Annotated in this window: 9 protein-coding genes; 4 read left to right on the plus strand and 5 right to left on the minus strand. The window is 67.9% G+C overall.

What is annotated here, in order from left to right:
- Window positions 1-142: 142 nt before the first annotated feature.
- The 4 genes from U1737_RS17245 to U1737_RS17260 form a co-directional block, all read right to left on the minus strand.
- A complete protein-coding gene (locus U1737_RS17245) occupies window positions 143-1,279 on the minus strand; it encodes a CaiB/BaiF CoA transferase family protein (protein WP_443027149.1) in 1,137 nt (378 codons plus the stop codon).
- 133 nt (window positions 1,280-1,412) lie between these two features.
- Window positions 1,413-2,597, minus strand: a complete 1,185-nt coding sequence (locus U1737_RS17250; RefSeq protein ID WP_248522899.1) for an acyl-CoA dehydrogenase — start codon at window positions 2,595-2,597, stop codon at window positions 1,413-1,415.
- A gap of 78 nt (window positions 2,598-2,675) precedes the next feature.
- On the minus strand, window positions 2,676-3,002 hold the full coding sequence (locus U1737_RS17255) for a hypothetical protein (protein ID WP_332797630.1): 327 nt from the start codon (window positions 3,000-3,002) through the stop codon (window positions 2,676-2,678).
- Window positions 2,999-3,175, minus strand: coding sequence for a hypothetical protein (locus tag U1737_RS17260; RefSeq protein WP_332797631.1), 177 nt, complete (start codon window positions 3,173-3,175; stop codon window positions 2,999-3,001). Before U1737_RS17260 ends, U1737_RS17255 begins: the two co-directional genes overlap by 4 nt.
- A gap of 102 nt (window positions 3,176-3,277) precedes the next feature.
- Between U1737_RS17260 and U1737_RS17265 the strand changes: the two genes are divergently transcribed.
- Window positions 3,278-3,910, plus strand: a complete 633-nt coding sequence (locus U1737_RS17265; protein WP_332797632.1) for a S24 family peptidase — start codon at window positions 3,278-3,280, stop codon at window positions 3,908-3,910.
- Between the two features lie 368 nt (window positions 3,911-4,278).
- Here U1737_RS17265 and U1737_RS17270 read toward each other — a convergent pair whose 3' ends face one another.
- Window positions 4,279-4,491 (minus strand): hypothetical protein, encoded by a 213-nt coding sequence (locus U1737_RS17270; RefSeq protein ID WP_332797633.1) that lies wholly within the window; start codon window positions 4,489-4,491, stop codon window positions 4,279-4,281.
- 142 nt (window positions 4,492-4,633) lie between these two features.
- Between U1737_RS17270 and U1737_RS17275 the strand changes: the two genes are divergently transcribed.
- The 3 genes from U1737_RS17275 (at window position 4,634) to U1737_RS17285 (ending at window position 11,828) form a co-directional block, all read left to right on the plus strand.
- Complete coding sequence (locus U1737_RS17275; protein ID WP_332797634.1) at window positions 4,634-6,637, plus strand: autotransporter assembly complex protein TamA; 2,004 nt, start codon at window positions 4,634-4,636, stop codon at window positions 6,635-6,637.
- 62 nt (window positions 6,638-6,699) lie between these two features.
- Window positions 6,700-10,791 (plus strand): translocation/assembly module TamB domain-containing protein, encoded by a 4,092-nt coding sequence (locus U1737_RS17280; RefSeq protein ID WP_332797637.1) that lies wholly within the window; start codon window positions 6,700-6,702, stop codon window positions 10,789-10,791.
- A 35-nt stretch (window positions 10,792-10,826) separates the two neighbouring features.
- Window positions 10,827-11,828, plus strand: coding sequence for a glycoside hydrolase family 3 N-terminal domain-containing protein (locus tag U1737_RS17285; RefSeq protein WP_248522905.1), 1,002 nt, complete (start codon window positions 10,827-10,829; stop codon window positions 11,826-11,828).
- Window positions 11,829-11,970 lie beyond the last annotated feature (142 nt).

Genomic DNA, 11,970 nt, shown 5'->3' on the forward strand with positions numbered 1-11,970 from the left:
AAACGTCCGTCACCCCCGCAACGTCCGTCACCCCAGCGAAAGCTGGGGTCTCCCGGTTCGAGCCGCGCGCTTTGCCGCATGAGACCCCAGCGTTCGCTGGGGCGACGATGGTGTGGGGGTGGTTGTAGGGAGGAGCGTCGGCCTACTCGGACGACCCTAGCATCGGCGCCGCCCGACCGGTCGCGAGCTCAGCCTCCGAAAACCGGATCGGCGTACGTAGCCCCGGCACCAACGACCCATCGGGCCGAGCCACATCGATCGCCATCCCCCGCGCGACAACCTGTGGATCATCGAACGCCTGCGCGACCGTATTGATCGGCCCTGCCGGCACCCCGACCGCCTCGAGCCGCGCAAGCAACTCGAGCTTCGCCACCCGAGACGTTGCCGCCTCGATCCCCGCGAACAGGACGTCCTTGAACGCCAGCCGCCCGGCATTCGTCGCGAACCGCGGATCGTCGCGCATCTCGGGCGAGCCCATCGCGTCGCAGAACCGCCGGAACTGCCCGTCATTGCCGACCGCGAGGATGAACCACCCGTCCAGGCACGGAAACACCGCATACGGACACACGTTCATATGCGCATTCCCGACCCGCGTCGGCGACACGCCGCTGGCGAACCAGTTCATCGCCTGGTTCGCGAGCACCCCGGTCATCGTGTCGAGCAGCGCCATGTCGATCTGCTGACCCCGGCCGGTCCGCTCGCGCATCGCCAGCGCCGCCTGGATCGCGATCACCGCATACAGTCCGGTCATGATGTCGGCGAACGCGACGCCGATCTTCTGCGGTGCGCCATCAGGCTCGCCGGTCAGGTCCATGATCCCGCTCATGCCCTGGACGATGAAGTCGTAGCCCGCGCGGGGGGCATAAGGCCCGTGCTGCCCGAACCCGGTGATCGAGCAATAGACGAGCCGCGGGTTGATCGCGGCGAGCGTTGCGTAGTCGAGCCCGTATTTGGCCAGCCCGCCGACCTTGAAATTCTCGATCACGACGTCGGCGTCGGCGATCAGGTCACGGACGACGGCTTGGCCTTCGGGGGTGGTGAAGTCGGCCACGACCGACCGCTTGCCCCGGTTGGCGGCGTGGAAATACGCGGCGTCGCGGCTGCCGTCGGGGTTGTCGATGAACGGCGGGCCCCAAGTGCGGGTGTCGTCGCCGGCAGGGCTCTCGACCTTGATGACGTCGGCGCCGAGATCGGCGAGGACTTGCCCCGCCCAGGGCCCGGCGAGAATGCGCGCGAGTTCGACGACTTTGAGGCTGGTGAGGGGGGTGTCTTTCACCACGGTCTCATCCAATCACCCATCTTTATCGACGCGTCACCCAAGTTCGTCATCCCAGCGAAAGCTGGGATCTCTCGGTAATGGAGCGTGCCCTTGCGGAGGGAGACCCCAGCTTTCGCTGGGGTGACGGGGGATGTCAAAACGCCGCGATACCCGTGATCGCGCGCCCGAGAATCAGCGCATGCACGTCATGCGCGCCCTCATACGTGTTGACCGTCTCGAGGTTCATCATGTGACGCATCACCTGATACTCCCCCGAAATCCCGTTGCCGCCGTGCATGTCGCGAGACATCCGCGCGATATCGAGTGCCTTGCCGACGTTGTTGCGCTTGACGATCGAGACCATCTCCGGCGCGAACCGGCCCTCGTCCATCAGTCGCCCGACCCGCAGCGACGCCTGCAACCCGAGTGCGATCTCGGTCTCCATGTCGGCGAGTTTCTTCTGGTACAGCTGACGTCCGGCGAGTGGCGTCCCGAACTGGTTGCGATCAAGGCCGTATTGCCGCGCCGCGTGGAAACAGAACTCCGCCGCGCCGAGTGCGCCCCACGAAATCCCGTAGCGCGCGCGGTTGAGGCAGCCGAACGGCCCCTTCAAGCCCTGCACGTCGGGCAGCAACGCGTCGTCGCCGACCTCGACCTCGTCCATCATGATCATGCCGGTGATCGACGCGCGCAAGCTCAGCTTGCCCTCGATCTTAGGCGTCTCCAGCCCCTTCATGCCGCGCTCCAGGATAAAACCGCGGATGGCGTCGCCATGCTCGTCGGACTTCGCCCAGATCACGAACACATCGGCGATCGGCGAATTGGAAATCCACGTCTTCGCGCCCGAGATCACATAGCCGTTCGCGGTCTTCTTCGCCCGCGTCGTCATGCTGCCCGGATCGGAACCGGCATCGGGTTCGGTCAGGCCGAAGCAGCCGATCCATTCGCCGCTCGCAAGCTTGGGCAGGAACTTGCGCTTCTGCGCCTCGGAGCCGAACGCGTTGATCGGGTACATCACCAGGCTCGACTGCACCGACATCATCGAGCGATACCCTGAGTCGATCCGCTCCACCTCGCGCGCGACCAACCCATAGGCGACATAGGACGCACCGACGCCGCCATATTCCTCGGGAATGGTCGGCCCGAGCAATCCGAGTTCGCCCATCTCGCGGAAAATCGCGGGATCGGTATGCTCGTGCTGGAACGCGTCGATGATCCGCGGCGCCAGCTTGTCGTCGGCATAGGCCTTCGCGCTGTCACGGATCATGCGTTCGTCTTCGCTCAATTGGTCGTCCAGCAAAAACGGATCCGCCCAGTCGAACTTGCCCATGCCGGCCATCGTCATCTCCTTCGTTGACCGCCGACTTCGTGTCTCGCGGCGCGAAAGTCCACCCCCCACGGGCAGGCCGCGAACGGTTTAGGCGTCGAGCAGCGTCAGTATGGCGACCGTTGCATGTGTCCGTCCGTCGATCGCTTCGACCCGATCGACGGACAGATCCGCGACGATATGGCCACGGATCGCAAACCCCGCCTCGGGCAGTTGATCGATCCACTCTCGAAGACCGGGTACGGGATCGGCGGCGATCGTCAGTCGGTGCTGCGTGCCGACGAACGTCGCGCTGGCCCACGGCGTGCAGGCGATCGACTCGACGTGCATGGTCACGCTCGCTGTCATCGCCTGGCTCCGCAGCGCGCGGATCAGCAGCGTGCCGGCATCCGGGCCGCGCAGCGCGTCCATCCTCACGACCGGTCCGCCGCGATGAACAACTCGATTCGCGCCACCATCGGTTCGCGCGGCTGGCGACCGCGACGCAGGTCGTGGACCAGCCGCGGATCGCCGACCGCCAGCCGCCCGAACTTCGTCATCGGCATGCCGGTCTGCCGCAGATATCGATCGATCTTCACGAGAACGGTCATCGTCGCTCCTCCCGAGTCCTGGCCCGAGTCCTTGGCCAATGTTCTTGATCTGTTCCGACAAATCCTACTTGTCTAGGAAATTTCCTACGTTACGGTCGGTCGGTGGCCAAAATCGCACCCGATCCCGATCCGCGACGCGCGTTGGCGACGCTCGCGGCGGCGCGCGGCGACAGTCTGGCGGCGCTATCGGCGATGCTCGGGCGCAACCCGGCGTATCTTCAACAATATGTCCGCCGCGGATCGCCCAAGCTGCTCGGCGAAGGGGATCGGCGGTTGCTGTCGGATTATCTCGGGGTCAGCGAGGCCATCCTCGGCGCACCGCCGGAGCGTGCGGCGGAGTTCCGCGTCCCGAAGCTCAACGTCGTCGCATCGGCAGGCCCCGGCGCGCTGGTCGATGGTGAGATCGCGCTTGGCACCGACACGCTCGATCCGGGTCTCGCGCGCCGGCTTGGATTGAAGGACGGGCAGGCGGCGATCATCCGCGTACGCGGCAGCTCGATGGAGCCAGGGCTGTTCGACGGCGATCATATCGTGGTGGACACCGCGGACCGTGCGCCGCGCGCCCGCGGCGGGGTTTACGTGATCCGGATCGACGACACGGTGATGGTGAAACGGGTTGCGCTGACCGGTGGGAGGCTGGTGGCGACCAGTGACAACCCGGCGGCGGGACCGATCCCGCAACGACGGATCGCCGTGATCGGTCGCGTCGTGTGGCAGATGCGCGAGCCGCGTTGAGGTGGTGAAGCACGATCCTCCCCCGCCAGGGGGAGGTGGCTGGCTCTTGCCAGACGGAGGGGGAGGGCGGAGCACCTCCGTTTCGTATCCGCCCCCATCGGCGACACCTTCCCCTGGCGGGGGAGGATCAAACATTTGATCCGTCTAGGCCGGTCGAGCGGCCCCGTTCCGTTCGTGCTGACTAGAGACCGAGTAGGCCCGCTTGGGCGTATCGAGGGCGCGTACCGGAGCATGGGTTTCGCGCGCCAACCTGTCCTTCGATATGCCATCTCGATACGCTGCTTGCGCAGCTACCCGGCGGCTGCGCAGGACGAACCGGGGTGGGAAATGCTAGGGAGGAGGTCGCGATCCCAAATGGACTGCCAGCCTCAACGTCGATCGCGCAGCCACACCAACACCGCCGCCACGACCCCGACCCCGGTCCCGATCAGAAACCCGGGCGTCACCTGCCCGATCGCAAAGCCGACGCCTGCGCCGCCCAGCATCCCCAGCGCGACGAGAAACCCGCCCGCGGCGCTCGGATCCTTGTGCGGAGGAGAGGTATCGCGGGAAACGGGGTCGCGGGAATTAGGGTCGGCCATGCCTCGTCCTGCCACGCGACGCGCCGCGATGCCAGCCTTGCCGCCGCCGCCGCCGTAGCTGCCCGCGGGCCCCGGACGAAACGTGGCGGAAATACGGCGCTACATACTGTTCCGCAACGACAAGCCCGGCTAGGAGCCGGTGATGGTGTCCCGCGTCGGGCGAGCCGGGCCGGCCGCCGCCTTTTTCGTTCTGACGATCTCCGGTGCCGTGGCACAGACTCCGGCGCCCGTACCGACGCCAGTTCAGGTGCCAGTACAGGCGGCGCTTGGGCAGGTGCCCGCGGGCCAGACGCCCGACACGCCGATGTCGCTCGACCCCAACTCGCCGCTTGCCCCGCTTCCCGATATCGGCGTCGCGTGGCCTGATCTCGCCGTCCGGCCGGACGATCCCGCGACCGCGATCGCCGCGACCGATGCCAACGCCGAAACCCGCTATGCTTGGCGGATCGACGGAATCGATGCGATCGACGCCGGCCTTCTCCGCCAGCGATTCGCACAGCTTTCGACGCTGGACGCGAACGACGGGCAGTCCGCCAACGCCGCGCAACTCGATCGCCGCGCCCGCGAGGACGCCGACCTTTTGAACAGCCTGCTGCGCGCGGAGGGCTATTACGACTCCAATATCGTGACGCGCATAGAGCCCGGCGCGAAGCCGATGGTCGTGCTGTCGGTGGCGCCCGGCACGCTCTACCGGTTCAAGGGCGTGACGATCGACGGCATCGCCGCGGCGGGCGACAAGGCGCCGGGTTTGGCTACCGCGTTCGGCGTGAAGCCCGAGGATCCGGTCAATTCCGATGCGATCGTCGCGGGTCAGGCCAAGCTGACGACGCAGATCGGCCGCGAGGGCTTTCCGTTCGCCAAGGTCGGCGATCCGGCGATCGTCGTCGACCACGCCACGCGCACCGCGACGCTCGACCTGTCGGTGCAGCCCGGCGGCGCGCGCAAGTTCGGGCAGATCGTCGCACTCCCTGGCAATCGGGTGTTCGGCGCCGATCACGTCGCGGAGATCGCGCGCTTCTCGCCGGGCGACCCGTATGACGCGGCCAAGATCGACGATCTCCGCCGCGCGCTGATCCAGACCAGCCTGGTCTCCGCGGTCAACATCAAGCCGGTGCAGGGCGCGACGCCCGATACCGTCGATGTCGCGGTGAAGCTCGATCGGGCGCCGCCGCATACCGTCGCGGGCGAACTCGGCTATGGCACCGGCGAGGGCGCGCGCGCGGAGATCAGCTGGACGCACCGCAACCTGTTCCCGCCCGAGGGGGCGCTGACGTTGCGCAGCGTGCTGGGGACGCAGGAGCAGCTCGGCTCGATTGTGTTCCGGCGCAACAATTTCCGGGCGCGCGACCGCGTCCTGACGCTGCAGGCCTCCGCGGTGCACACCAACCGCGATGCCTATGATGCGAAGACCTTCACGCTCGCGGGCACGCTGGAGCGGCAGACCAACATCTTCTTCCAGAAGACCTGGACGTGGTCGCTGGGCGCCGAACTGATCGCGTCGGACGAGCGCGACGTGATCGTGTCGACGGGCGATCCGCGGCGGCGGACGTTCTTCATCGGCGCGCTGCCCACCAGTCTCAACTACGACGGCTCCGACGACCTGCTGAACCCGACCAAGGGCTTTCGGCTCGGCGGGCGGCTCAGCCCCGAAGTGTCGTTGCAGGGGTCGGTGTTCGGCTACACGCGGACGCAGTTCGACGGCAGCGTGTACCAGCCGATCGGCGGCAGCGTGGTGCTTGCGGCGCGGACCCGGCTCGGCACTATCGTCGGTGCGCCGCGCGATCAGGTGGCGCCGTCGCGGCGGTTCTATGCCGGTGGCGGCGCGTCGGTGCGCGGCTACGGCTATCAGTCGATCGGCCCGCGCGATCCCAACAACGACCCGATCGGCGGCCGCAGCCTGACCGAATTTTCGATAGAAGCTCGTGTGAAGGCGTTCGGCAATTTCGGCATCGTCCCGTTCCTCGACGCGGGCAACATCTATACCTCGCCGCTGCCGAAATTCACCGGGCTGCAATACGGCACCGGGATCGGCGTGCGCTATTATTCGAACTTCGGGCCGATCCGCCTCGACGTCGGCACGCCGATCAACCCACAGCCGGGCGATAGCCGGATCGCGGTGTACGTGTCGCTGGGGCAGGCGTTTTGAGCGAGGAAGCGACCCTTCCAAAGCGCCGGATCGCGTGGTGGCGCTGGATTGTCAGTGCAGTCATGGCGCTGCTGGTGATCCTCGGCACGGCGTTGCTGATCGTCGACACGGGGATCGGGCATCGTTTCGTCGCGGACCGGATCGCCGCGATCCGGACCGCGAACGGGCTGCGCTTCACGGTCGGGCGGATCGACGGGTCGCTGTACGGCGAAACGCGGCTGATCGATCTGCGCGTGTACGATCTGGAGGGGCTTGTCTTCCAGGCGCCGAACGTCCGGCTGGACTGGTCGCCGTTCGACTGGTTCTCGAACCGGCTGGAGATCCGGCGGCTGATCGTCGATCGCGCGATCCTGACGCACACGCCGCGAACCCGGCCGTCGAAGACCCGCGGACCTATCCTGCCCGACTTCGATATCCGGATCGGCCAATTGTCGGTCGGGCGGCTGACGCTCGCGAAGCGCGTGCTGGGGACGCAGCGGATTGCGCGACTCGACGGACGTGCCGATATTCGTTCGGGGCGCGCGCTGGTCGACCTGAAGGCGCGCGTTGCCGGCAGCGACGACCTGACGCTCCGGATCGACGCGGAGCCGGCGCGCGACCGCTTCGACATCGACGTCGCCGCGAAGGGGGCCGCGGGCGGCGTGCTCGCGCGGATGGTCAAGGCGAAGGGGCCGGTCGCGCTGGCGGTGACCGGCGACGGCAGCTGGGCGAAGTGGAACGGCCGCGCCAACGGCATGATCGGGACGACGCGGGTGGTCGATCTCGCGCTGGCGCAGGTTGCCGGGCGTTATACGCTGTCGGGCACGCTCGCGCCGTCGTCGCTGCTCAAGGGCCGCCTGCAAAAGCTGACCGCGCCGCGCGTGCTCGTCAACGGCAGTGCAGGGTTCGCCGACCGCCGGCTGGACGGGCAACTCTCGTTGCGCACGCCGGCGCTGGCGGTGGACACGACCGGCATCATCGATCTCGGCGCCAACGCGTACCGCGACGTGCGGATCAAGGCGCGGCTGCTGCGTCCGCCCGCGCTGTTCGCCAATATGACGGGCAACATGGTCGAACTGCGCGCGATCCTCGACGGGCCGTTCGCGACCGCGGCGTTCGACTACCGGATCGACGCCAGCCGGTTCGCGTTCGACCAGACCGGGTTCGAGAATGCACACGCCGCCGGCAAGGGGCGGCTTTCCGCCGCGCCGGTGACCGTGCCGATCCGCTTCACCGCCGCCCGCGTCACCGGCGTCGGCACGGTCGCGGGCGGGATCCTGCGCAACCTGTCGGTCGACGGGCTCCTCCGCGTGACCCCGACGCTGCTGTCCGGCGACGCGCTGAGGCTGCGGTCCGACAAGCTCACCGGCAGCATCAATCTGGCGGTCGACCTGCGCAACGGGCAGTTCGAGGTCGGCATCAATGGCGGGCTCGGGCGCTATCTGATCCCCGGGCTCGGCATCGTCGACGTGAAGTCGACCTTGCGCGTCGTCCCCGGCCCGAACCGCAAGGGGATGCGCGTGATCGGGCAGGGCAGCGCGCAAATGGTGCGGCTCGACAACGCGTTCTTCCGCAGCCTCGCGGGCGGATTGCCGAGGATCACGACCAACCTCGAACGTACCACCGATGGCGTGCTGCACTTCACCAATCTGGTGCTGACCGCGCCGCAGATTCGGCTGACCGGCAACGGTTACCGGCGTCGGGATGGGACCTTCCATTTCGAGGGCGGCGGACGCCAGCAGACCTATGGCCCGGTGACGCTGAAACTCGACGGGCAGATCGAGAAGCCGACGCTCGATCTCGTCTTCGCGAGCCCGAATGCGACGCTCGGCCTGTCGAACGTCCGCGCGCATCTCGATCCGACGGCGCAGGGGTTCGCGTTCACCGCGGCGGGCGGCTCGCGGCTCGGGCCGTTCACGACCAACGGCGCGATCCTGTTGCCGCCGGGCAAGGGCGCGACGATCGCGATCGCCGCGTTGAACGTCGCTGGCACCAAAGCGAGCGGCAATATCGCGGTCGTCGATGGCGGCTTCAACGGTGCGCTCGCGGTCGCGGGCGGCGGTATCTCGGGTGAACTCCTGTTCCGTCCGGTTGGACAGATCCAGCGCATCGAAGGCCATCTCGCTGTAAAAGCCGCGACGCTCGACACCGTTGCACTTCGCCAGGGCAAGCTCGATTTCGTCACGTTGCTCGATCCCGCCGGCACCTCGATCGAGGCGACCGCGACCGGGCTCGGCCTGCGTCGCGGTGCGCTCAGCCTCGCGCGGTTCAACGGCTCCGCCTCCCTGCGCGGTGGCATCGGCACGATCAAGGCGTCGATCGCCGGCTCCCGCGGGCGCGCGTTCGATATCCAGAGCGTTACGCAGGTCACCGCGAACAGCTACGCGATCTCCGCGCAAGGGACGCTCGACGGTCGCCCCCTGAAACTGCTCACCCCCGCCGTCGTCACCCAGGCCGAAGACGGCTGGCACCTCGCCCCGACCAAGCTCAGCTTCGGCGGCGGTGAGGCGCAGGTCGGCGGGCTCTTCACCGCGACCAGCACCGCGATCGATGCCAGCCTGACGCGGATGCCGCTTGCCTTGCTCGACATCGGCTATCCGGGGCTCGGCCTGAGCGGTTCGGCATCGGGGCGTTTCAACTTCGCCACGACGAACGGCGCCGCGCCGACCGGCAAGGCCGACCTCACGATCCGCGGCCTCGCCCGCGCCGGCCTCGTCCTGTCGTCGCGACCGATCGACGTCGGCGTCGCGGCGGTGTTGTCGCCCGACAAGCTCGGCCTGCGCGCGGTGATCGCCTCGGGCGGCAAGACGATCGGGCGCGCGCAGGCCCAGCTTGCACCGCTCGGGCCCAATGCTGGAGGGGGCGACCTCGCGTCGCGCATCAGCAACGCCCGGCTGTTCGGGCAGCTTCGGTACAGCGGGCCCGCTGACACGCTGTGGCGGCTCACCGGGGTCGAGCTGTTCGACCTTTCGGGCCCGGTCGCGATCGGCGCGGACGTCGTCGGCACGCTCGCCAACCCGACCTTGCGCGGCGTCGTCCAGGCGAACGGCGCGCGGATCGAGAGCGCGACCACCGGCACCGTCCTCACCAACGTCCAGGCGACCGGCCGCTTCGGCGGCTCGCGGCTCGTGATCGACCGGTTCGGCGCGGACGCGGGCAAGGGCGGGCGCGTCACCGGCACCGGCCAGTTCGAATTCGCCGCCGCCGCCGGGATCGGCCTCGATCTCACGCTGCAGGCCGACAAGGCGGTGATGATCAACCGCGACGACATCGGCGCCACCGTCTCCGGGCCGCTGACGTTCAAGTCTAACGGCTCAGGCGGCACGATCGCGGGCGACGTCCTGCTCGACAAGAGCCGCTACCGTCTCGGCCAGGCGACCGCCGCCAGCGCGGTGCCGCAGCTCAACATCCGCGAGATCAACCTGCCCGAGGGCGGGGAAGAGACCGCGAAACGCACCACGCCCTGGACGCTGGCGATCAAGGCGCGCGCCCCCAGCCAGGTGATGGTCAGCGGGCTCGGGCTGACCAGCGAATGGTCTGCCAACCTCCAGATCGCGGGCGCGCCCGATAACCCGGCGATCACCGGTCGCGCGACGCTGGTCCGCGGCGATTACGAGTTCGCCGGCCGCCAGTTCGAACTCGCGCGCGGCGTGATCCGGTTCGACGGCGGCGTGCCCGCCAACCCGGCGCTCGATATCGAGGCAAACGCGGATTCGACCGGGCTCAGCGCGTCGATCCGCGTCACCGGCTATGCGCTGAAACCCGAAATCGGTTTCACGAGCACGCCCGCGCTGCCCGAGGACGAACTGCTCTCGCGGCTGTTGTTCGGCACCTCGATCACCAACCTGTCCGCGCCCGAAGCGTTGCAGCTGGCGGCGGCGGTCGCGGCGTTGCAGGGCGGCGGCAGCGGTCTGAACCCGATCAACGCGGTGCGCCGCGCGGCCGGTCTCGATCGCCTGCGCATCCTGCCGGCGGACCCGCAGACCGGGCAGGGGACGTCGATCGCGGCCGGCAAATACGTCACGCGGCGGCTGTATGCGGAAATCGTCACCGACGGGCAGGGCTATTCCGCCACGCAGGTCGAGTTCCAGGTCACCCGCTGGCTATCGCTGTTGTCGAGCATCTCGACGCTCGGCCGCCAGAGCGCGAACGTGCGCGTGTCGAAGGATTATTGAATGATCGCGCGCGCCGGTCTCGCTAGGAAGAGTGCATGAAGCCCGTCATCTTCGGCCTGTCCGGCCCCGTCCTCACGCCCCAGGAACGCGCGTTCTTCGCCGAGTGCGAGCCTGCCGGCTACATCCTATTCAAGCGCAACATCGTCGATCGTACGCAGGTAAGGGCGCTGACGGACTCGCTCCGCGAACTGGCCGGCCGCGACGACCTGGCGATCCTGATCGATCAGGAAGGCGGCCGCGTCGCGCGGATGGGCCCCCCCGAATGGCCGGCATTCCCAGCGGGCCCGGTGTTCGATGCAGCCTATGAACGCGCCCCAATGACCGCTATCCAGGCGGCGCGTGCGAATGGCCAGGCGCTGGGCGTGATGCTCAGCGAGGTCGGGATAACCGTCGATTGCGCGCCGCTGCTCGACGTGGCGCAACCCGATACGACCGATGCGGTGTCCTGTCGCACGTTCGGCTCCGACCCGATGCGGGTGGCGGCGCTCGGCCGGGCGACGCTGGAGGGGCTGGCCGAGGGCGGCGTCGTTGGCATCGTCAAGCACATGCCGGGCCACGGCCGCGCCAAGCTCGACACGCACCACCACCTCCCGACCGTCACCGCGACCGACGCCGAGCTGGAAATCGACATCGAACCCTTCCGCACGCTCAACCAGGCGCCGATGGGCATGACGTCGCATATCGTGTTCGAGGCGTGGGACGCCGACCGCCCCGCGACGCTGTCGCCGATCGTGATCGAACGGATCATCCGCGAGCGGATCGGCTTCGAAGGCCTGCTGATGACCGACGACATCGACATGAAGGCGCTGTCTGGCACCGCCGGCGACAAGGCGGCGGGCGCGATCGAAGCCGGTTGCGACCTCGTCCTCGACTGCTGGGCCCGCATGGACGAGATGATCGAAATCGCCGGTCGCCTGGGTGAAATTTCCGGCGCGTCGCGGGGGCGGCTCGATCGGGCGATGGCATCGGTCAGACAAACCAAGGGCGACTTCGCTAACTTGATAGCCACGCGGGACGCGCTGTTGGAGCGAGCCTGATAGAAAACATGCGGGCATTGATGCTTGATGCAAAAATAAAACAGAGCGTGTGGAAACCCGGTCTGAGGATTCCCGTGGATCGGGGCGTATGGTATGTTTTTGCCATGGCGCATCTGTCTGGAACGGACCGCTCGCAGCTCCT

This window comes from Sphingomonas fucosidasi, from assembly GCF_036663855.1.
In the GTDB taxonomy this organism is placed as follows: Bacteria; Pseudomonadota; Alphaproteobacteria; order Sphingomonadales; family Sphingomonadaceae; genus Sphingomonas; species Sphingomonas faeni_B.

Bases quoted from the DNA above. Each gene is read 5' to 3' on its own strand.
- U1737_RS17250 (WP_248522899.1), bottom strand. From the start codon at position 2,597: ATGGCCGGCATGGGCAAGTTCGACTGGGCGGATCCGTTTTTGCTGGAC.
- U1737_RS17260 (WP_332797631.1), bottom strand. From the start codon at position 3,175: ATGACCGTTCTCGTGAAGATCGATCGATATCTGCGGCAGACCGGCATG.
- U1737_RS17270 (WP_332797633.1), bottom strand. From the start codon at position 4,491: ATGGCCGACCCTAATTCCCGCGACCCCGTTTCCCGCGATACCTCTCCT.
- U1737_RS17275 (WP_332797634.1), top strand. From the start codon at position 4,634: ATGGTGTCCCGCGTCGGGCGAGCCGGGCCGGCCGCCGCCTTTTTCGTT.
- U1737_RS17280 (WP_332797637.1), top strand. From the start codon at position 6,700: ATGGCGCTGCTGGTGATCCTCGGCACGGCGTTGCTGATCGTCGACACG.
- U1737_RS17285 (WP_248522905.1), top strand. From the start codon at position 10,827: ATGAAGCCCGTCATCTTCGGCCTGTCCGGCCCCGTCCTCACGCCCCAG.